This window comes from Bacillus sp. FJAT-28004, assembly GCF_001280845.1.
Classification (GTDB): domain Bacteria; phylum Bacillota; class Bacilli; order Paenibacillales; family Paenibacillaceae; genus Pristimantibacillus.
Genome location: NZ_LGHP01000002.1, coordinates 191,478 through 213,946 on the forward strand (window position 1 = coordinate 191,478; position 22,469 = coordinate 213,946).

16 protein-coding genes are annotated in these 22,469 nt (G+C 46.6%); 9 read left to right on the forward strand and 7 right to left on the reverse strand.

The window, feature by feature from the left end; translation table 11 throughout:
- Nucleotides 1–7: 7 nt before the first annotated feature.
- Nucleotides 8–1,186 carry an acyl-CoA dehydrogenase family protein gene (locus AC787_RS23225; protein WP_054027355.1) on the forward strand — a complete coding sequence of 393 codons (1,179 nt, stop codon included), beginning with the start codon at nucleotides 8–10 and terminating at the stop codon, nucleotides 1,184–1,186.
- Between the two features lie 62 nt (nucleotides 1,187–1,248).
- On the opposite strand, the gene AC787_RS23230 is transcribed toward AC787_RS23225, so the two are convergent.
- Nucleotides 1,249–2,745, reverse strand: coding sequence for a sensor histidine kinase (locus AC787_RS23230; RefSeq protein ID WP_054027356.1), 1,497 nt, complete (start codon nucleotides 2,743–2,745; stop codon nucleotides 1,249–1,251).
- Nucleotides 2,742–3,428: a response regulator transcription factor gene (locus tag AC787_RS23235; protein ID WP_054027357.1), complete on the reverse strand. Its 687-nt coding sequence runs from the start codon at nucleotides 3,426–3,428 to the stop codon at nucleotides 2,742–2,744. The genes AC787_RS23230 and AC787_RS23235 overlap by 4 nt, the downstream gene beginning before the upstream one ends.
- Before the next feature lie 215 nt (nucleotides 3,429–3,643).
- On the opposite strand from AC787_RS23235, the gene AC787_RS23240 reads away from it, so the two are divergent.
- Complete coding sequence (locus tag AC787_RS23240) at nucleotides 3,644–4,720, forward strand: peptidoglycan-binding domain-containing protein (protein WP_054027358.1); 1,077 nt, start codon at nucleotides 3,644–3,646, stop codon at nucleotides 4,718–4,720.
- 228 nt (nucleotides 4,721–4,948) lie between these two features.
- Nucleotides 4,949–6,574, forward strand: coding sequence for an S-layer homology domain-containing protein (locus AC787_RS23245; RefSeq protein WP_161807561.1), 1,626 nt, complete (start codon nucleotides 4,949–4,951; stop codon nucleotides 6,572–6,574).
- A gap of 145 nt (nucleotides 6,575–6,719) precedes the next feature.
- Here AC787_RS23245 and AC787_RS23250 read toward each other — a convergent pair whose 3' ends face one another.
- Nucleotides 6,720–7,595, reverse strand: a complete 876-nt coding sequence (locus tag AC787_RS23250; protein WP_054027360.1) for an AraC family transcriptional regulator — start codon at nucleotides 7,593–7,595, stop codon at nucleotides 6,720–6,722.
- A gap of 98 nt (nucleotides 7,596–7,693) precedes the next feature.
- Between AC787_RS23250 and AC787_RS23255 the strand changes: the two genes are divergently transcribed.
- Nucleotides 7,694–10,003 (forward strand): glycosyl hydrolase family 95 catalytic domain-containing protein, encoded by a 2,310-nt coding sequence (locus tag AC787_RS23255; RefSeq protein WP_054027361.1) that lies wholly within the window; start codon nucleotides 7,694–7,696, stop codon nucleotides 10,001–10,003.
- Between the two features lie 59 nt (nucleotides 10,004–10,062).
- Here the strand turns inward: AC787_RS23255 and AC787_RS23260 are convergent, their stop codons facing one another.
- The 3 genes from AC787_RS23260 to AC787_RS34890 all read right to left on the reverse strand — a co-directional run bounded on the left by AC787_RS23260 (nucleotide 10,063) and on the right by AC787_RS34890 (nucleotide 11,149).
- Nucleotides 10,063–10,299, reverse strand: coding sequence for a hypothetical protein (locus AC787_RS23260; protein ID WP_152970738.1), 237 nt, complete (start codon nucleotides 10,297–10,299; stop codon nucleotides 10,063–10,065).
- Nucleotides 10,300–10,313: 14 nt separating this feature from the next.
- Nucleotides 10,314–10,511 carry a hypothetical protein gene (locus AC787_RS23265; protein ID WP_235561099.1) on the reverse strand — a complete coding sequence of 66 codons (198 nt, stop codon included), beginning with the start codon at nucleotides 10,509–10,511 and terminating at the stop codon, nucleotides 10,314–10,316.
- Nucleotides 10,512–10,987: 476 nt separating this feature from the next.
- Nucleotides 10,988–11,149, reverse strand: a complete 162-nt coding sequence (locus AC787_RS34890; protein ID WP_235561100.1) for a hypothetical protein — start codon at nucleotides 11,147–11,149, stop codon at nucleotides 10,988–10,990.
- A gap of 525 nt (nucleotides 11,150–11,674) precedes the next feature.
- Here AC787_RS34890 and AC787_RS23270 point away from each other — a divergent pair.
- From AC787_RS23270 to AC787_RS23280, 3 genes are all read left to right on the forward strand, one after another.
- Nucleotides 11,675–12,955 (forward strand): DUF445 domain-containing protein, encoded by a 1,281-nt coding sequence (locus tag AC787_RS23270; protein ID WP_161807562.1) that lies wholly within the window; start codon nucleotides 11,675–11,677, stop codon nucleotides 12,953–12,955.
- Nucleotides 12,956–14,290: a DUF445 domain-containing protein gene (locus AC787_RS23275; RefSeq protein WP_054027365.1), complete on the forward strand. Its 1,335-nt coding sequence runs from the start codon at nucleotides 12,956–12,958 to the stop codon at nucleotides 14,288–14,290.
- A 210-nt stretch (nucleotides 14,291–14,500) separates the two neighbouring features.
- The gene (locus tag AC787_RS23280) at nucleotides 14,501–16,150 is read left to right on the forward strand and encodes a response regulator (RefSeq protein WP_054027366.1); all 1,650 of its coding nucleotides are present in this window, start codon (nucleotides 14,501–14,503) and stop codon (nucleotides 16,148–16,150) included.
- Between the two features lie 116 nt (nucleotides 16,151–16,266).
- Here AC787_RS23280 and AC787_RS23285 read toward each other — a convergent pair whose 3' ends face one another.
- A complete protein-coding gene (locus AC787_RS23285) occupies nucleotides 16,267–19,002 on the reverse strand; it encodes an alpha-mannosidase (protein WP_054027367.1) in 2,736 nt (911 codons plus the stop codon).
- Between the two features lie 253 nt (nucleotides 19,003–19,255).
- Here AC787_RS23285 and AC787_RS23290 point away from each other — a divergent pair, with 253 nt between their 5' ends.
- Nucleotides 19,256–21,061: a sensor histidine kinase gene (locus tag AC787_RS23290; RefSeq protein ID WP_054028161.1), complete on the forward strand. Its 1,806-nt coding sequence runs from the start codon at nucleotides 19,256–19,258 to the stop codon at nucleotides 21,059–21,061.
- Nucleotides 21,062–21,088: 27 nt separating this feature from the next.
- On the forward strand, nucleotides 21,089–22,444 hold the full coding sequence (locus tag AC787_RS23295) for an ABC transporter substrate-binding protein (protein ID WP_054027368.1): 1,356 nt from the start codon (nucleotides 21,089–21,091) through the stop codon (nucleotides 22,442–22,444).
- The last annotated feature ends 25 nt before the right edge of the window (nucleotides 22,445–22,469 follow it).

A 22,469-nucleotide genomic window follows, 5' to 3' on the forward strand; every position in this document is an offset into this window, starting at 1 on the left:
CAATCATATGTATTTGATAGGACAAACGGATCGGTTCATTCGCAATGAACGGGAAGCTGCGATCGTCGCAATAGCGGACCAATTGGCGAGCATGTTTGCGGAAAGATCGGCGAAGCATGATAGGGAGGGATCCTTTCCTCATGACAACTTTGCAAATATGCGGGAGTTTGGGTATTTGAAACTTACTGTGCCGAAGGAGTATGGCGGGGATGATGCTTCATTATATGAATTCGTGCTTGCACAGGATCATTTGGCACGCGGTGACGGATCTACGGCACTTGCCGCCGGCTGGCATTTAGGACAGGTAATGCAGCTTCGGATAAAACGTTCATGGCCGGAAGACTTGTATGCGAGCTTTTGCAAAGAGGTTGTCAGTAAAGGCGCTACGATCAATCATTTTGCCAGCGAGCGTGCAACGGGCAGCCCAAGCAGAGGCGGGAAGCCGGAAACGACAGCCATTAAAGCGGCTGGGGGCTATTTTATAAACGGACGTAAGACATATAGTACGCTCAGTCCCGATGTATCGTATTTCACTGTATCTGCATGGATGGAAGAAGAAAATCGTGTAGGCGAGTTTTTTATCCCAATGGGTACAGGAATAAGTATCGAAGAAACATGGGATACGCTCGGCATGCGAGCGACGGGAAGCCATGACCTTGTTCTGGATCAAGTGTTTGTACCCGATGGGGACACCCTCAGTGGAGCGGTAATTAAACGAAACGGTGAGACCCCATTCGATGGTGGTACGCTTCTACATATTCCTGCATGTTATATCGGAATTGCGCATGCGGCTCGTGATTTTGCTATAAACTTTGCGAAAAACTACCGACCGAATAGCTTGCCTGGTCCGATTTCTGAGCTACCAACGATTCAGCGGCAAATTGGAGAGATGGAAGCGGAGCTTATAACAGCGCGCACCCTTCTCTACAGTGTGGCAGATCGTTGGGACCGGGGACCGGAGGGGCGGACTGGATTAAAGCCGGAGCTCGGTTTAGTTAAATATGTGGCGACTAATTCAGCGGTTCGAATTGTTGACCTTGCAATGAGAATTGTCGGCGGAGCTAGCTTGTCTCGCAAGCTGCCGCTTGAGAGAATGTATCGTGATGTTCGCGCCGGCTTACATAATCCACCGATGGATGATATTACGCTAAATGGACTTGCTCAGCGGGCGTTAGCGGAGCAGTAGAAAAATCGACTAATAAGCCTAGTGCGAGATGCCACTAGGCTTATTGCGGTTTCAACGTAGAGTTAATCTCGAATGTTGATCTGACTCGGAGGAGCGGTTGGAAGGAGGATTCGGAATGTCGTGCCCGATCCGGGTTGACTATCGACTATAATTGTTCCCTTATGGGCATCTACAATTGATTTCGTAATGGCGAGGCCAAGACCTGCACCGCCATTTTTCCGTGTTCTAGAAGTTTCACTTCGGTAAAAGCGCTCGAATAAATGGGGTAAATGTGCAGCTTGAATGCCTGAACCATTGTCAGAAATGATTAATTCAGCTTGATTATTGTGCTGGGCAAGGGAGATGCGGATCAACCCTGATTCTGAATCCGTATGTTGTATAGCGTTGAGAAATAAATTCAATATGACCTGTTTGAGCTTGTCTGCATGAAACTGACCTCTGACATGAGGAGCGAGAGTAAACGCAATCTTTCGGCTGCCCGCAAGCAATTGCAATTGCGGTTCCATCTCTATCAGAAGCTCATCTAGCTTCGTATCAGCGAGCTGCAGGAGTGGGTCTTGATCCAGCTTCGCCAGCACGAGTAAATCTTCAACAAGCTTGTTAATGCGATTAGATTCGAGAAACATGCTGCTCAGAGCACGATAAAGCTGATCTGGATTTGCAGCAGCTCCGCGCAGCAGCACTTCAAGAAACCCGTGGATAGAAGTAAGCGGCGTGCGAAGTTCATGTGAGGCGTCCGCCACGAAACGACGCATCTTTGTAGTTGTTTTTCGCTCGATTTCGAATGAATGCTCCAATCGCTCAAGCATTCCATTAAATGCATCGGATAATCGATCAATTTCCTCTTGTCCTTGGCTGGCTGGAATTCGCTTGGTTAAGCTGCCCGCATCGGTTTGCTCTGCGGCCGTAACAACGCGTGACAAGGGGCGAAGTGTACGGCGAAGCAGAGGCAAATAGAGTGCGAGTCCGGCAGTAAGTGCGAGTATGGACAGTCCAGCGAATATGGCTAGCTGAGTCATAAGCAGCTGTTTAAGGGAATCTGTTACAGTACTCACTTGAATGATGCCCTGAGCTTTGTTTGGCGGTCCAGCCATTCGGTAGACGACGAGCTGTTCTATTCCTTCAGCGTTGTTCATTATTTTATACTCGATATTTTTATGTGCTTGAAGTTGAGTTCTAATCTGCTCATATCCCTCTGCGGATAGAAGCGGTGCGTTCACCTCGGTATCCTTGGATAAGTCAGTCGTGACACCGTTTGGATCGATAAGGACGATAGACAAACCCGGTTGATAGAACATTGGTGAATCTCGCGGGTCACGCTGATGTCTATCTGGCGGGACTGTGCCGTCTGTAAACCATTCCTTCGGCATAGCCATAATTTGTGATTGCAAGGATTCTGCTTTATTTTGAAAAACAAAATCCTTCATAAAAATGTACTGAAGAACGCCGATCAACAGAAATAAGACCGCTAATATGAGCAGGGAGCGGAATAATAGTTGATAACGGAGGGAGCGAGGGGCAAAAATCCGAGTCATTGAAGCTAATCTATATTTGCTCATGACAAGTCCAACCGATAGCCAGCACCCCGAAGTGTTCGAATAAGCCGATGTTCTTTGTCATTTAATTTCTCACGAAGCGAGCGGATATATACTTCGACGATATTTTCTTCCCCGCCGAATTGATAGCCCCACACCTTGTCCAAAATCAGTGATTTGCTGAGCACGATACCATTGTTCAAAATGATAAACCGCAGCAGCTCATATTCGGTAGGCGAAAGCTCAAGCACCTGTTCCAAATAAACGAGTTCCTTACGGCGGTCATCAAGTCGAAAAGGTCCATAAATGGCTTCTCCAAGCAAATTAGGGAACTGGTTACGAAGCCTTGCACCAATGCGTGCAATCAGTTCACTGAAGCTGAAGGGCTTCACGAGATAGTCGTCTGCCCCAAGTGTTAAACCTTTGACGCGATCTTCAACCTCATCCTTTGCAGTGAGCATAATGATAGCCATGTTATCTCCAGTTGCCCGGAGTGCTTCGCACACTTCAAATCCGTTCAGTCCCGGCATCATCACATCAAGAATGACGACATGAGGTTGGAATGCGCTTGCTTCCTGAAGTGCTGATTCTCCATCCAAAGCGACTCGAATTTCAAACCCTTCATTGATCAATCCAAGCTCTAGAAACTGCACAATATTCGGTTCATCATCAACAATCAATATTTTAATTCCTTTAAAGGATGTCATGTTCAAACCCCTTTCACAGTATACCCATCTATTATCGGGCTTTTGGGCAAAAGATGCACCTTATTAACGAGAATTTCAGCAAACTTTCAGCGTGGTTACAGTAATGGCTTCTTCAGTTAACTGATTTTTTTTTGAATGAGCTGGGATGAAATCAAATAATTGGGGATAGTAAGTGGGTGTTAAAATTAATAAATAAAAAGGATGGTGTATTTTGCATGCAACAAAAGAAAGATGCAATAGGAACGAATGAAAAAAGCAATAAGATTGGGAGGCGTGCTGCAAGGTACATAGGTGCAGCGCTGCTCGCAATTACTGTGATGTTCAGTATGGCCAATGTTGGACAAGCAATTGGTAAAAATGCAAAGGGTCCGGACGTATATGTTATTCAGGGCATGCTGAAATCACTTGGCAGCTATTCAGGTAAGATTGACGGTCGGTATGGGCCATCTACGGTCCGCGGCGTAAAATATTATCAAAAAACACATGGCTTGCCTTCAACAGGGGCCGTAGATATTAAAACGCTTCAATCGATTTCCTATTCCTATTCTGAGAAGAAAGCAGGAACAAAAGCTAAGAGCAAAGCGAAATCTAATGTGAAAGCAAAAGGAATTGGTAATGGTGCAGGTGCAGGCGGCGGAGCTGGTGGCGGTGCAGGCGGCGGTGCAGGTGGCGGTGCAGGTGGCGGAGCTGGTGGCGGAGCAGGCGGCGGAGCTGGTGGCGGTGCAGGCGGCGGAGCAGGCGGCGGCGCAGGTGGCGGTGCTGGCGGCGGAGCAGGTGGCGGTGCAGGCGGCGGAGCAGGTGGCGGTGCAGGCGGCGGAGCAGGTGGCGGAGCAGGTGGCGGTGCAGGCGGCGGAGCAGGTGGCGGTGCAGGCGGCGGAGCTGGTGGCGGAGCTGGTGGCGGTGCAGGCGGCGGTGCAGGTCAAGGCCAAGGCAAAGGCGGCGGATTTGGCGGAGGCCAAGGAGAAAACCGTGGCAAAGGCGGCGGATTTGGCGGAGGCCAAGAAGAAAACCGTGGCAAAGGCGGCGGCATTGGTGGTGGCCAAGGAGAAAACCGTGGTAAAGGYGGCGGCATTGGCGGTGGCCAAGGAGAAAACCGTGGTAAAGGCGGCGGCATTGGCGGAGGTCAAGGAGAAAACCGTGGTAAAGGCGGCGGCATTGGCGGAGGCCAAAACAACAATCAAGGAATTGGAGGAGGCAACTCCAACAACCAAGGCAACAGCGGTCCTTCTGAGAATCAAGGCAAAGGCGGCGCTCAAAAGGAAAACCAAGGTCCAAATGGAAGTCAGCAGTAAGCAGCTCGTTGCATAGAATTAGAAGCAAAAAGGACCTCACAGAGTGAGGTCCTTTTTGCTTTGCCAGTGGTATCTGCATAAAAAAGATTGCAGCGTTTAATTACCTAATATCAATCACAACGAACCCACCATAACTTGGATCTGTTAGACTTTTTATGGGATTTAGGATATGATTCTATCGAATAATTAAATAGAGTAGCAGCTATGCTCTTAAGGGAGAGGGATGTCGTGAGGTTACGGGGAAAAACGACAATGCTTATTGGAATTTTAATGTTGTTTATGTTGGGAACAGTTATGCAGGCGTTTGCTTATGATGCGCAATTAAAACCTTATCGCGATGTGCCGGAGAAGGATTGGGCAGCCGAATCTATTTATCGGTTAGTCGCTCTAGGCGTCGTTTCTGGATATGCGGACGGATCATTTCGGCCGAATGCTGAGCTTACGAGAGAGGCGTTCGTTAAGCTGTTAGTAGAATCTGTTAAACCAGTGGTAGATAAAGAGAAGCGAGCACAGCTCTCTGACGTAGCCAAAGATCGCTGGTCCTACAGCTTCATTAAGTCGGCATATGATGCTGGCTGGTTGGATTTACTTATCGTTAATGGGAAATTTAGTCCTAGTCAAAGCATCAAGCGTGAGGAAGTAGCGGCATTAACTGCCTTTGCGCTGCTGCAAGAAAAAACCGCAGAAGAGAAGCAACAGTGGTTAGAAGCAGGCTGGCTGGAAGCTAGCAAGCAAGCCTCCTTTGGAGATATGAATCAAATGGATAAGGTACTCGCTCCTTACGTGCTAAGGACTTATGCGGATTCCATTATGCAAGGTGACAATAATGGCTTATTTCTTCCGAAAAAATCATTATCGCGCCGCGAAGCAGCGGCAATTGTGGATCGGATGATCGGCTTCCGCAGTAAAGAACATCAGCTCGAGGTTTCAGTTTTTTATGCTGCAGGTGGACCTTACAAAAAACAGGAACGATTCGCAGCGACTGATGAGGTTATCTTTGATTGGGCGAAACTTGATTACCAAGGAGAAGGTAAAGCATCCGTTGCCTTTTCACCGCCGAGTGATTGGAAACAGACCATTACTGCGGCAGAGGCAAGCAAGTCTACGAAGACGTTGATGATCTTTGGGAATACTACTCTATCAAAGCTAGGCGAATTTTTATTGGACGCTGAAGCTCGCAAAGTATTTGCTGCTTCCGTGGGTGAGGTTATCGCTAATCCTTTGTACGGTTTTGACCGGGTAGCCATTGACTTTGAAGGCCTTATACCTGCAACGTACAAAGAGCCGCTCATGGAGCTGCTCCGTGGCATCAAGGAAAATCTAAGCAATGAAGTATCAATGACCGTTGTCGTTCCGCCATCCTATTATTATCATGGCTATGATTATAAGCAGATAGGTGAGCTAGCGGATCAGGTTGTCCTAATGGCCTATGAGTTTACCTATGCAGAAGATGGGCTGCCATCTGCTCCGCTTACACTAGTGGGCGATTCTGTACGTGATATACTATCGTATATCCCAGCAGATAAGCTGCTGCTAGGTATATCCAAACAAGCTAACCAATGGACAACAAGGGTAGACGGAACCGTTGAATTTTTCCGCTCACCGTCGATTGCCGCAGTAGAAAGCCGATTAGCTGCTGCCGGTACAAAATCTGTCATGTCACTGCCGTACTTTTTGAATCAAATCACGTTTACTGATGATAGAGGCTCGCACCTGCTTTGGTATGAGAATGAGCAGAGCATTCAAGCCAAAATGCGTTTAGCGAAAGATTTTGGACTGCGCGGTGTTGCGGTTTGGCAGATCAATCAGCTGACGGATAAAGATTGGACAGTGATCTCTTCCTTTTATAAGTAGACTCGACGTTAAACGAATGAAATACAGAGCATGTGAAAATAGGACTGAACAGTGCTTTATGGCTGCTCCGTCCTATTTTTTTGTAACTAGTGAAGTCAGGTCCTTAGTTTTATACCCTTATACCTTAGTTTCTTACATCGTTACTTTATGAATGCGCTTTTATAATGATATTAGCGGGAGGAAGTAACCTTTGGTCCGAGTAGGCTGCCCGATAATCGGTGGGGGTGAGACTCGTTTCTTTGCGGAAAAATTTCGTGAAATGATTCGTTTCTTTAAAGCCGGATTGATCCGCAACTTCCTTAATACTAAGCGAGGTTGTCGTTAAAAGCTGCTTGGCACGATCCGTTCGTTTGCGGCTGACGTATTTAAGCGGCGGCAGGCCGAAATGTTTTTTGAAATAGGAACTGAAATAGTTCGGATGAAGATGGACGGACTCGGCCATTTGGTCGATGCTAATGCTCGTATGAAGTCGGCTGTCCACATATTGCTGAATGACTCGCAATCGGTTCATTTCCTCTGTCCGGTGCTGAAGCACTTGAATCGGAACGGATTCAAGGAAGCAGCTTACGATTTCAAGCAGCACAGCTTTCTCGCGCAGCCTGGCGACGATAGAGTCTTGTGCATGCCATGCAATCAGCTCTTGGAACAAACCTGTCATGCTGCTCACATCCTCCAAGTTGATGCAAAGAGGAACGCCAATCCACTGAAATAGATCAAGAGGGCCCGCCATGATATTGAAGTGGCACCAATATTTTAAGTAAGGTCGATTGTTTAAGGTAGAGAAGGAAACGGTTGTATGAGCAGGAGTTAGAAACAACTGTCCTGGCTTAGGATAATAATCATCGTTGCCGATTCGAATCCAGCCATCTCCCTCACAAATAAAATACAGCTTATTGTATTCGGGAACGGATTCCGTTTCTCCCCAATTAAAGGATACTTGCGTTTTATGCGCCATTAGCAAATTCAACTGCAGCGATTGCAGCAAATCGGATAATGCATTTTGTTCGCTTGTTCTATTCACCTGCGGCACCGCCATCCGATGTTTTTTGAGGAATTACTAATATAGTAATGGATTGTTCTGATAAATAAAAGATTAGGATATGAAAAGGGGAATGGAAGATGGCGTCTCATGAAGAAAATCGTTTGTGGTACAAACAAGCTGCCTCCGTATGGGAGGAAGCTTTGCCTGTAGGCAACGGAAAGCTGGGCGGCATGGTATTTGGAGATACTCGGAATGAACGAATTGCTTTGAATGAAGACAGCGTCTGGTACGGCGGGCCGCGTGATCGTAACAATCCAGATGCGCTGAAGCATTTGCCGATCATTCGGGAGCTTCTCATAGAGGGACGGCTGCACGAGGCACATGAACTATCCGCGATGGCATTATCCGGTGTACCCGAGACGCAGCGCCATTATATGCCGCTTGGAGACTTGCAGATAAGCTGCAGGTACCAAACGGATGAGAGTGAGCGCGATTATGTCCGTGCACTTGATCTAACAAATGGCCTTGCCACCGTACAATACAAGAAGGGAGAAGTTAGCTATCATCGTGAAACGTTCGCGAGTTTCCCTGACGAAGCGCTGATTACAAGACTGACAGCGGACCAACCTGGAAACATCAGCTTTACAGCTCGTTTGCTGCGCGGTAGCAATCGTTACTATGATGAGCTGGTGAAAGCAGATGAGAATACGATCGTGATGCGCGGGATGTGCGGCGGTTCAGGTGGCTCTGAATTCCGAACTGCTTTGCGCGCGGTTGCGGATGGCGGCTCAGTGTCTATAATTGGCGAGCATCTCATCGTGGAAGGCGCCAATAGCGTAACACTTGTACTAACTGCAGCAACATCTTTTCGCCATGTTGATCCGGAGGCATATGTCTTGCGAACAGGCGAGAGGGCAGCTTTAATGAGCTATGAAGTGCTGAAAGCTCGCCATATTCAGGATTTCACCTCATTATCAGCGAGGGTGAAGCTTCGTTTAACGGATGCTGCGCGTTCGAGTGTTGCCGATGTGCCTACAAATGAGCGATTGAGGTTAGTCCAAGAGGGCAAGGCTGATGTAGGATTAATGGCTTTATACTATCAATTTGGCCGTTACTTGCTAATATCGAGCAGTCGGCAAGGATCGCTGCCTGCCAATTTGCAAGGCATCTGGAACGAGAAAATGCTGCCGCCTTGGGATAGCAAATATACGATAAATATTAATACGCAAATGAATTATTGGCCGGCAGAAGCGGGCAATCTAGCTGAATGCCATGAGCCATTATTTGATTTAATTGAACGGATGCGTGAACCTGGGAGGATAACCGCCAAAGCGATGTACGATTGTGGAGGTTTTGTTGCTCACCATAATACCGACATTTGGGGCGATACTGCTCCTCAAGATATTTATTTACCAGCATCATACTGGACTCTTGGTGCTGCTTGGCTTTGCCTACACTTGTGGGAGCATTACGAGTACGGGCTCGATAACGCTTTTCTTGAACGCATATATCCGACTTTAAAGGAGTCGGCACAATTTTTTGTGGATTTCTTGACGGAAACGGAGAATGGTTTGCTCGTTTTGAATCCTTCTGTTTCTCCGGAGAATACATACGTATTGCCAAGCGGACAGTCCGGTACGCTATGCATCGGTGCATCGATGGACAGTCAAATTTTATATGAATTGTTTACGGCATGCGCAGAAGCAGCGAAAACGCTCGGCATCTACCCATCAGAGCAGCAGCAATGGGAGAATATAAGAGCCCGTTTGCCGGAGCCTGCTATCGGCAAGCATGGGCAAATTCAAGAATGGATGGAGGATTACGAGGAAGCGGAGCCTGGACACCGTCATATCTCACATTTGTTCGCACTGCATCCCGGCAAGCGCTTTACAGTCAGAGGAACGCCAGAATGGGCAGCAGCTGCAAGAGTAACACTAGATCGAAGGCTTGCGAGCGGCGGCGGTCATACGGGCTGGAGCAGAGCTTGGATTATTAATTTCTGGGCAAGACTTGAGGATGGCGAGAAGGCGTATGTTAATGTGCAAGAGCTGCTAGGCCATTCAACACTGCCAAATCTATTTGATAATCATCCTCCTTTCCAAATAGATGGGAATTTCGGCGGTGCAGCAGGCATAACGGAAATGCTGCTTCAATGTCATGCGGGAAGTCTTCATGTATTGCCAGCATTGCCTGAGGCATGGGTAGATGGAGAAGTGACTGGCCTTCGTGCAAGAGGTGGCTTCGAGGTTGATATTCGTTGGTCAAATGGCTTGCTTGCTGAAGCACGTATTCGAGCGTCTGCAGCTAATAGCTGTATCGTTCAAAGCAGCAGCTCGCTAGTGGTGATGAGAGATGGTCACGAGGTGAAAGACGTAATCAACAAAGAGGGGCTCGTATCATGGACGGTTAGTGCTGGAAGCGAGTACGTGCTTACTCCGAGCTTGTAGAGTTTAATCAAAGAAACCAGCTGCACTTATTGAAGGGTGCAGCTGGTTTCTTTGTTTTGTTAGATTTTCTCTGATGAAACCGTACTGCGCTTGAAAGCTTTGCCTATTCGTTGGACGCCCTCATAAATTTGTTGATCATTTAGATGTCCATATCCAAGCAGTATCCGGTTATTAGGCAATAAGGCTGCAAATATGGACTCTTCTTTCAGTCGGTTCATGAATTGATCCGGAAGCTGCTCGTCAAACTGAACGACTAAATGCAATCCGGCCGCTCGGCCACATATCCGATATGGCATGTCTATTTGGTCGTTTAGAGCTTCAAGGAGGAGCTGGCGTCTCCGTTCGTAATAATTATTTGTTCCGGCTTGCTGATGACTCCTCTTGATATCCACAGTTGTTTGGCTAACAGACGGCGTAATTCCAAATCGCCAGAGGGATCTCCATACCCTAATTCAGCAATGGAGGAATCCATACATACTTTTTGCAGAATGGAGCCCCATTTTTTCATAGGAAATAGATTCAGTGCTGGAAGGCCGGTACGAAACGAGATGAAATCGAACGCCGATTCTGATGCGAAATGGCAAATCAACGCTCCGAGTCGGGAGAAAGGATTTTTTATTTTTACTGCTGAAAGCGTTTCTCGGGATGTTACTACACTTGTGCACCTAGTTACGCCAATTAGTTAAAAGCAGGTGTACTTCTGTGCTTATTCACACTCCACGCACGGTACACGCACGGTACACTCTTGCTTCACGCACACTCCCGTGCGTTCAGCCGCCACTCCCTAAAAAAGCCGAGAATACAAAGCTGGCTAGCCAAGCTAGCTAAGTGAGCACCCCGCTTAGCCGCAGCAGCTTCATCTAAGCGCATAAATGCACCTATTCTGCCAACTACTTTTCAAATCTGCGCAAATAGATGCACTTGTGCACCTATTTGCTCCATTTTCATCTGATTAGTTAAAAATAGGTGCACTTCTGCGCTTATTCACACTTCACGCGCGGTGCACACACGGAACACTCTCGCTTCCCGCACAATCCCGCACATCCAGCCGCCACTCTCTTCAAAAAAAACGAGAATAAAAAGCTGGCTAGCCAAGCTAGTTATGTGAGCACCCCGCTTAAACGCAGCAGCTTCATCTAAGCGCATAAATGCACCTAATCCGCCAACTACTTTTCAAATCTGCGCAACTAGATGCACTTGTGCATCTAGTTGCGCCATTTCTCTTCCGCGTACTTATGCTTTATGGCCTGCGATCAGCGCTCGCAACGGAAGCAGGCATCATCACGAGCCTAACTCCGGCAGCACTAGCTTTCCTTTTGTATATTTTTTAAAAAGAAAAATTAACGAATCCGATTAAAATAGGCATCATTTGCTCCATACTGGGTGTTGTTAGCATTCAGGCGCCTGGATGGCTGCATCCATCCTTAGCACCTCCGCCACATGCTTCGTATATCGGACTTTTGCTCATTTTAGGAGCTTTTGTTTGCTTAGGTATATGGCAGGTTTCTAAGAGTGATTCATTGGCGCCGCGCAAGCTGAAAAGAATTCATAAAAGCAGCAGCGCTTAATGCTTAAAAGTATCAATTCTCACATTATTGAATCTCCATTGTTTCACACCCTATACATATGGGATAATTAATGTGGAACGATCATCAGGAATGGAGCTTGTATATGAACAAATTCAGTATTAAGAAGAAAGCGGATTTAGCGCTGCTTTTCTCAGCTATCGGAATATTAGCAGCGTTTCCCTTTCATGATACTTTTGTTGGAGGACTATTATTTTCCTTATTCAGTGCTGCAACGATAGGCGGACTGGCAGATTCCTTTGCGGTTAGCGCATTGTTTGGAAATCCTTTGCAAATAAAGTGGCCGGTCTGGATGGGCACAAACATCATTTCTCGGAACCGGGAGCGCTTGATAGGCGAGCTTGTCCAAATGGTTCAAAATGAATTGTTAACCATCCCGAATATTAGGGAAAGGCTGGACGAATACAATATTGCGGACGTTCTTGTTACATATCTAAGGCAGCATGGCGGCGAAGATGGCGTGAATGACATTTTGCAGCAGGTGGCAGATGATGTGATCACGACGATTGATTTACAGGAATTGGCCAAAACCGTCCAGACATTTTTACTCGAGCATGCCGATACGATTCCTGTAGCAGACATTGCTGCTGATGCAGGTGATTGGACCATTAGAAATGGTTATGACGATCGTATTATCGAATTTATGATTCCAGAGCTTATAAAGATCGTAAAATCAGCACCATTCGGCGCGGTCGTAGGCCAAATTGTTGATTCTGCCATTCGTTCCTACGAAGGCGATAAGTTTAGAAGGAAGCTAATCGATTTCTCCGCGGGGCTGGAAGCGGCGAATATTAGCGGGCGATTGCAGGAGTGGCTGGTATCATTTTTACAGAAATTCCATGCTGAAGACCATCCGCAGCGAAAGCAAATAAAAGCTTTTATTGAGCAATTTGTAACACGGCTTCGTACGGATGAACAATTGCGCAGCCGGATAGAAGCGGGCAAAACAAACCTGTTAGCATCTGTTAAGGATGATATTAAGCTTGATGTATTTATACAGCGGGGGTTGGAATCTATTCGACTCGCTGCCGCTTCGAATGCGGAAGGCCAGCAAGTGCGCTATCCTTGGATTAAGGACAAAGTCCAAGAAGGAATAACGTATGTAGAGGGAAATACAGAGCTGCTCACTCGTCTGGATCAATATATAAAGACTACATTGCTGAAATGGATGGAGCAGAAGCATTCCTACATTGGCAAAATGGTTACGGATAAGCTGAACAGCTTCTCTGAAGAAGAGCTTATCGAGCTTGTTAAAGAGAAAGCGGGACGCGACTTGCAATATATTCGGATAAATGGAATCGGAATCGGAGCGCTTATCGGCGTAGTCCTGCATCTAGCGACCTTTTGGATTGGAGGGCGAGCTTAAATGGCAATGAGAAAAAAAGCAAATCGCAGCTTGATTTTATTGGCCGTTTTATTCGTTATTGCCGCCTGCTGCTTGTATGTTTTCCCAGATCAGTGGTGGACTCGTATGCTGCTCTACACGACGGAGGCAGGACTCGTTGGAGCACTGGCTGATTTGTTTGCTGTTACGGTGCTATTCCGCCATCCATTTGGATGGAAGTGGATTCCGCATACTGCGATCATTCCGAAAAATCGTGATAAGCTGATCGAAGGTGTCGCCAGTATGGTCGAAGAGCAGCTGCTTAGCAAAGATTTGTTAAAGGAAAAGGTAAAGCAAATATCGCTTGTAGAAATAGGCATTTCATGGATAGACCGCCGTCCAAGCGGCATGCTTGCTGAGCAAGGCTGGATGCTGGTGTCAGGTCTGCTTGCCAAGCTGGACATTAAAGGGCTTTCCGTCATTTTAGATGAAAAAGCACGAAAAAGCTTAGGGAAGATCAGCCTGTCGCCTTACGCTGGCAAAGCGCTCAAATGGGTCATGGCTAAAGGTAATTTCCAAAGCTGGGTCAGTCAAATCGTGGAGTTTGCGGCTGCCCGCGCAGCTGAAGAGGAAACAAAGGTCGTTATTCGTGAGCTGCTCGGCAAGGAGAAGGAGAAGTTTGTCAATCAAGGCAGTATTTTTTCCAAGTGGCTCAAAAAAATGGCTGTGGAAATCGCAGAGTCAACGAATGCACTCAATCTCGACGACGCTACAAAGGTGTTGTTTGACGATTTACAGCTGCTTATTAATGAATTGCGGAATCCGCAGCATGAGCTTCGTGTTTTACTGGAGGAAATGGTGCTGCAGCTTGCCGATAATTTGCAGCATCGTGAGGATGTTTCAGCTGCTGTTGATGAGTGGAGAGATGAAGTTATTGAGAAAATCTCATTACTTCCTTCTATAGAAGCTTTACTCGGCAACTTGAGACAGCTGCTGATCAGCGAACCGAAGCTGCAGCTTGTCGTGCCGGAAAAACATTCGGTGAATCAATCTGATATTAAGGAGCTGATTAATCAGTTTATATTGTCATATTGGGAATGGTTCAAAGCGAATGAGGAAACGAAGGGCTGGCTGGAGCAATACGCGCAAAAGTTTGTTCATAAGATGATCGAAACGGAGCATGCGATTATCGGAATTATCGTGCGTAAGACGCTCGACGGTTTCACTGAACAGAAGCTTGTGCATTTCATAGAAAGCAAGGTCGAGACCGATCTACAGCGTATTCGTTTGAACGGAGCTTATATTGGATCGGCGCTAGGAGCAGCATTTTATATTCTGTTATATGGCGTATATGAGCCGATATTGAATTTGTTTTAACGGGAAATAATGGCTGGCTGAGCAGGTGCTTGTAACCTGCTTGGTCGGCCACTTTTGATTTTCTGACCACCGAGCAGCCATTTATTTAATACTACCCCATAAAGTTTGCAATTACCCCCGTGTAATCCGAAATACAGTCAGGTAGTATGTAGTTATGTAATGGTTCGGTTTTTGAATGTCTATGAAAAGCTAGAGGGGAAAGGTGAGAGGATGCTGCGTGCTTTAATAGTGGACGATGAATTCGAAATCCGCGAAGGTTTGCGTAACCGCTTTCCTTGGGATACATTCGAAATCGACGAGGTGCTGGTGGCTGATGATGGGGATACGGCTTTAATGCTCGCCCTTGATATGCGGCCGGATCTTATCGTGACTGATATTAAAATGAATCGGATGTCGGGGCTGGAATTTCTTCGATCGTTGATTTCCGTTGAAAATTATAAACCAGAAGCAATTGTTGTAAGCGGGTATGATGATTTTGAGTTGGTGAAGCAGGCGATACAAATCGGCGTATTGGATTATATACTCAAGCCGATCAATTTGGAGGAGCTGACCCAGATCGTCCGAAAAACGATGGATCATATCCATCGAAAGAGAATAGATCAACATAATGAACAGCTGCTCATCAATCAAGTGAGGTTTGCGATTCCAAAAATGCGCGAGGAGCTGCTCAGAGAAATGATTGAGCAGGATTATGATCCGTACAGGGAAGCTCGGAGACGCCATCGATTGCAGACGTTGAATCTGGAGTGGATAGCCAGTCAGCATATGACGCTTGTTATAGTCGAAGCGGATGATCTAAAGGCAATCGAGAACCGCCATACGAAGGAAAAGGATTTAATCCTGTTCGGAATCGGCAATGTGGTGAATCAAACACTTGAGGAAGAGTATCCTCACCCCTTTGCACTTTGTATGGACAGCAGCAATCGTTGGGTTGTTATTTTTAGCTGCTCGCGCCCAGAGCATGCGGAGCTGAGTCGTAGCATGGCGCAGCTTTGCTTGCAGCGAATCAATGATTTCGTTAAGGTGAAGGCAAGCGCTGGCATGAGAACGACACCTTGCACATTTGAACATCTTCATGATATGTATGCAGAAGCGATGAATGTATTGGAGCAAAAGGCTGTATACGGAGGCAATCGATTATTTACGGAGCAGGGCTTATTTTATGAGGGTGACGGTAGTGACTTGTCGCTTAGCGAGCCCGAGGAGGTGCTCGATCTCGTTAAATATGGCTCGGATGAAGATATAACTGCTGCGATGGATCGATTTGTGGAGATGGTACAAGCCTGGCGTCTCAATCAATTGCGCGATATTCAGCAAAAAATATTTGAATGGTTATTTGAGGTGTTTCGCAGGGCAGCATCAGCAGGGGTTCCTAATAAAAACTTGGGCAGCAATCCGATCGCTGTGTGGGAGCTTCTTGAGCAGTACGATACGCTGCAATCACTGCGCGTGCAGACAGAGCTATTCCTTCATGCGATCGCAGCAGATTTCCGCAAGCTGTCCGATACACCGAGTCAGATCGTATATGAAGCGGAAAAGATATTGCATAGGGATTATGCCGAAAGTTTAACGCTTCAGAGCGTTGCAATGGCGGTACATGTGACGCCGGTATGGCTGAGCAAGCTTTTTAAGAAAGAGAAACGAAAAACTTTTTTGGAATATTTGACGGAAATACGGATTGAGAAGGCGAAGGAAATGTTAAGCGACATCAAGTACAAAGTGTATCAGATATCATTTCAGGTAGGGTACAAGGACCCGGTGCATTTCTCAAAGCTATTCAAAAAGCAGGTCGGCTGCACGCCGAAGGAGTATAGACGACAAAGAGGCATTGCGGACGAAGACTCTGTTGTGCCAAACTAATCATATGAATAGTTGGACTCATCAAGATGCATGAAGAGGCAGACTCCTAGGTAGATACGGCATAACCTTAGGAGACTGCCTCTTTGCATCTGATCATTGTAATTTTTTGAAGCTGTTTATTTTGAACTAGCTGATAAGCCAATGGTTACAATTTTAAAACCTTCGACTTGAACGGTGTCTCTGACCTTACTATCGCTATTGTTCTCCATAATGTCGCTTACGTAAACCTCAGAAACGGTATTCGGATGAATAGCCAAGCTGGTGGTGGATCCTGCTAAATTATACCACCGTGCCATGCTATCTCCTCGCTCTTCGTTGATCTTTAGGCTTGAGAAAGCGAGCTGGTCACCGTTCCATTTGAGAAAATCACAAGAGGGAGCGAGCTCGCCATCATGCAATCCAGCAGCGATCGCCGTAACCGGAATGGGGAAACGATAAGCTTCTCGATAAGCAGCAAAACGCTCTTCAGCGTTGCCGTAAGGTATAATCATCCATTCTGCTTCATTTGTACCTAAGCATTGCGCTTCAGGTGTATGAAATACGCCCCAATCGCCAAGCTCTCCGACTGAGCGCAGAAGGGTTACAGCGATCGTATTTCTTCCGTCTTGAAGCACCTCGTACTCATTTAAGCCTTTGCCTGCAATCGTCAAGCCTCTTTGACTATTGTGTACGTCGATGAATGTCTGCATATGCTGAGCGTTGCTCGGATTTTCCCATTCCTTCGCAGGTACGTTTTGACGCTCAGCGACCTCGAAGATAGAATCAGCAAAGTGTGTGGATGCAGCGATATCCGATGGCAGCAGTACGCGCAGTCTGTGATCCAGCGACTGATTTTCAATGCGCGCATGGACATGTACGCCTTTGCCTTCACGTTCAAGGCTGACAAGCGTCACAATGACTAGCGGTGCAAGGGAATCGGATCTGCCAGCCTTCCTCTGCCGGAACTCAACCATTGTGCGGATTTCTTCTGACAGAAGATCATCTGCTCGTGCGGGTATGGCAAGGCGATGAATGATTTCGATCGCTGCTCGATAAGGAGAATCTTCAACAACTTTAATTTCGGCTTTGCAGCCCTTAGTCGTAATTGGCAAATCACCAATAGGCTGCTTGAAAATATACTCATTGCCGATATCGCCTACATTCTCGTAATGGCCGAGATCCGAAAACAACTGCTGGCTTTTCTTATCATAAACATTAAAACTTCCGTCTTCCTCTACCGTCAATTTAAGCTGAGCATTTTCTAGTGTTCGTTCACTAGTCACCAAAGACTCATGTTTATCTGCTATAGTCTTACCTTCATTCTGACATGGAATCCAAGCGAAGGATGCATAACCCATCGAAGGCAATGTACCGGTCTCGAAGGTCAGGCGCAGCGCACGAGCCATATAAGGCTGCCGGAATTTATCATGTGGCAATTCATAGCCAAAGCGGACGCCCAAATCTTGAACGGAGAAGTCGATGCGTTCACCGCTGCTGTTCACCAAGTAACCTTCGGCGTGCGTCCGATCCTGAACTAGCTTAGCGATGGCAACTGGGTCTTCGCTTTGATCGAAGAAGCGGTGCGACCATTCTACCTCAAAATGGTGAACCGAGGAGCCTTCATAACCACTTGAGTTAAAGACGATGAAGGGTGCTGCTGAATCACTATATTCGGCAAAATGACCCGTATTGACCTTTGCGCTTATGAATTTAATGCTCTCAGTCGTTAACGCTTTGCCAACTTCCATGCTTTTGGCAAAACGGGTTTTCATTTCTTGGTACACCTCATCGACACTGCAGCCGCAAATGCTGTCATGCGGATGATTTTGCATAAGTGTCTTCCATGCATATTGAAATAGACCATGCGGGTAAGGCTTGCCCAGCTGATGGGCGATGGCAGAGATCGGCTCGGCCACTTTCTCCAGCAGCGTCTGATTTCGTTGATTAAGCTGTTTGATGTATACGCGTGCGGATGCTGTATTGACTAGCGAATACCAGCCATCCGTTTGCTGGCCGCGAAGTTCACCGCGTGTTAGACTCAGGTCTGAAGGCTGCTGCGATTGAACCGCCTTTACATAATCATCAAAATTGGAGTGAACGAACATATAGTCTGGGAAAAGTTCTCTCGCGACGCGGAGCGCTTCTGAGAGATTTGTCTGAATCGGCTGGTGATCGCAGCCATTCATTAGCAGCAGCTGCGAAGTTGAAGCATATTGTTCAGCTCGCGCAAGGCGATGCTCCCAGTAAGGCTTAGCTTTTACAGGATCAACAGGAATCTCCATGCCGTTGTTATACCAATTCGCAAATAAGATGCCTAATACGCTTGAACCGTCGGGCGCCTGCCAGATTAGCTCAGAGTAGGGGGATTCTAGGCCAGAGGAATCCACAACCCGATTGTTGAAGCCCGTCGCTTTTACACCTCTTCCGAAGACGGCGGTGTCGATGCCTGCTTGTCTTAGGAGCTGAGCTGCTTGACCCATATTGCCGAACGAATCTGGAAAATAACCAAGCTTGGAGATTGGCCCGAATTTTTTGGCATCCCGATGTCCGATTTGCAAATTTCTAACGTTTGCCTCGCTGCTGGTTAGAAACTCATCCTGCAAAATATACCAAGGACCTAAAGAGAGCTTTCCTTCATCACAAAGCTTTTGGATTTGGCCTTGCTTCTCTGGATAAACCTGCAAATAATCATCTAAAATAATCGTCTGACCATCGAGATAAAAGCTGCGGAAATCAGGATCGGCCTCGAACGTTTCCAGCAGCGTGTCCATCGTCTCTATCAGCTTTACATGATGGGCTTCGTAAGGCATATACCATTCTCGATCCCAATGGGTATGCGAAATGACATGTACCACCCGTTTCGATGCAGTCATCGTTGTTCCTCTTTTCGTTGAAAGGTTGGGTATTACGCCATTAGTCTAAAGAATCTGCAAGCTGCTCACAATGAGGGAAATACAAACTTTAAGGGGAATTATTGTCGCTTTGCTAGGAAAGAGGTAATTTGCATACGTAAACGATGAAATGATCTCAAATTACTTATTGCAATCATGGCACAATGAAGTATATTATCGAGGACAAGTCTACCCCAGCGATGGAGGTAGCATCGTAGAAGGCAGGTGCATACTTGTGAACAAAGTCTCCTTTCGGCTCGCTTCATCCTTTCGCAATCGGATGATTTTAATCTTTTTTATTATCATTATCGTTCCTTTTCTGCTATTTGCGTATTATGCGCATATTAAATCGATCGAGGGCATCTCCAATACGAATACGAAAATGACCATGAGCTATCTTCTTCAAGCGAGAAAAAACTTCGAGATTTATCTGGGTAACTTAAATGATCAAATTAACGATGTAATCGGAAATAAGGAACTGCAGGATTTGCTAGAAAGTGAACCATTAAACCAAGCAGAAGAGGAAGCGTTTACAGTCAATCTATTGACAGTGCTGTATCATTCCACGTCTACTATCGATGCCTTTAGAGTCAAGGTTTACCCTATAAAGCCGACAGATTATCCGTCCTACATGAGGACGATTGACGAATCGGTACGCATTGGAGACCAGTACTGGTTTCAGCGCTCGAAAGCGACGGTTAGTCCGACGTGGTATCTGACCATGCCTTTGCATGGGAAATATGCGAAGCCGCTGCTCTCCTATGTCAAACGATTTTCGGGACTATACGATCAAAAACTAAGAGGTATCATCGCGACAGATTTATCCGAAGATTATTTAAGAAGGTATTTCTCGCCGTCCGATCAGCTTAAGGATCAGAAGCTGCTGCTCATTAATGAGAAAGGCATTGTGCATTATGATTCTTCGGTTAATGAATGGACAGGCGAGGAGTTTCCGTCCACAGCCTTGATATCTTACATGAAATCCGGTGATGAAGGCTCCACATCAATTACCATTGAAGGGGAAACCTATCTCGCAACGTATTTGAAGATGGCTAACCACCCATGGACGATCGTGAGCCTGACCCCTCTACATGAGCTGACAGGAACGATAGATGAAATTAACCGTATGCTCGTTATCTTTTTGATCGGCTATCTCCTTTGCTGCATTAGCGTCGTCTTTTATATTACGGCTTACTATACACAGCCAATTGCGCATTTGGTTCGTTTAATGAGGAGACTGGAAGCGGAGAATCTCCATTACTTGCTGCCTTCGTCATCCCGGAAGGATGAAGTTGGTTGGCTGTATAGGGGAGTCAGCAATCTTGTTCAGCGCATAGAAGGATTGATCAAAGAAGCAGCACACTCGGAAAGGAACAAAAAAGCGCTTGAGTTTCAAGTACTGAGTCATCAGATTAACCCTCATTTTCTTTACAATACTTTGGAATCGATAAGGTGGAAGGCGGAAAATCATGGACGCAGCGACATTAGCGAGATGGTATCAGCGCTTGGTAACCTGCTGAGGCTGAGTCTAAACCAAGGGAAAGAGATTACAACGCTGCGCCGCGAGATAGAACAGGTGAAAGCTTATGTATCCATTGAACAAGCAAGGATGGGGAAGGTCGTTCGTATTTTGTATTCCTGTGAGGAGGAAACGATGGATATGCCATTTCTACGGCTTCTGCTGCAGCCGCTTGTAGAAAATGCGATTCAGCATAGCGTGCGCGACGACTTCGATAAAGGTAAAATCATGATTGCAGCAAGAAAGATCGGAGACGATATCGTAATCGATATCGTGGATAACGGCAAAGGTATTCCCACATCTGTTCTGGAACAGCTGGAGAGGGAAGAAGAGCCAAGCGAAAAGTTCTCGCATACGCGCAGAGGTGTCGGTCTTCGCAATGTGAATGACCGTTTAAAGCTGTATTTTGGCGACAATTATAAGCTTCAAATCCAGACGGGGCCTGATACCGGAACAACGATTACGTTAAGGCATCCCATTCTGAAAGAAGGCCAGGATATGGATTCGATTGGGAATGAGTAAAGCGTGAATATCAAAGGAGGCATAACCTTGAAAAACAAACGTAAAAAAACATTTGTTATAAGTATACTCCTGATGTTTATGCTAGTTCTTACCTCTTGCACGTTTAAAGGCTGGGAAGGCGGGAATGCGGCAAAGGGATCAGCCAATGGTCAAGAAGAGCAATATTCGGGCAAAACACCAGTCACACTTAAGCTTCTGACATGGGGAGGAGAGACCTATAAGGAGCTATATGACAAATTCAATGCGAAATATCCATGGATTACGATTGAGCCCGTTCAAATAGAGGGTGGCGATGATGGCATCATGGATAAAATTATAGCTTTGGAGGCGGCAGGAACACCTGCTGATCTGACGTGGGTTGTTGGCGATTTGCTTCGCTATGAACAAAGCGGCTTGCTCGAAAATTTAAAGCCGTATATGGATGCAGATGCTTCCTTCCAAGGAAAGGTGCTGCCCGATGGTTATTTTGATACGATGGCCTTCAATGGCCGTACGCTAGCCGTCCCATTCGTTGACGTTCCCATGTGGATAATCGTAAATAAGGATTTACTTGCCAAACATGGAATAGACATGCCTCCGAATAATTGGAGCTTCGAAGATTTGCGTGATATCGCCAAGCGTGTAACGGACCCTGCAGCTGGGGAATATGGCCTGACTACGAACAGTGATTTTGTCATGCGCCTGCTGCCAATGAAAGCTGCAGCTGATGGGCATGCGCCAAATTTGGCTTACTTAAATGATCGATTGACCCAAAGCTTGCTTAGCATGCCGGATGTAATGGAGGATGTGCGCTGGCTGACTGAATTCGTCACCAAGGATGGATCTATGCTCTCTTGGGCTGATTCTGCAGCACAAGGTGATGTGGTCAAGGAATTCATTAATGGCAAAACTGCGTTTGACATTGCCGGCGATTGGCTGCTTCCTGTGCTGCAAAAGGAGGCTAAGTTCAATTGGGACATCCTTCCTTTTCCGAGAGGGAAGGTAAACCAATACTCCTTTCATATCTATGGTCCGCTTGCGATGCTGAGCGGCTCGAAACATAAAGAAGAAGCCTACAAATGGATTAGCTTTCAATTCGAGATGGAAGCACAGAAGTGGAAAATCGAGAAGGGAGCGAACGCTTCCGTCATTGATCCGGAGCTGACGGCGTACATTGATGAGGTACCTTTATGGCAAGGAAAAAACATCGAAGCCGTTAAGATGACCAAGGATAACAGCCTCGTATTGCCCGGTGCGACGATACCTGGATTTTCTGAGTACAACTGGATTAATGTCATTAACGATATCGTGTTCCAAGGAGCGGACATCAACCGAATTATTCCGGAGACAGAGGCTTGGAACAAAAAAGCGTTGGAATTGCGTGAGCATTGGAAGCGGAATTGAACGAAGTGACAACCGGTAACAAAGG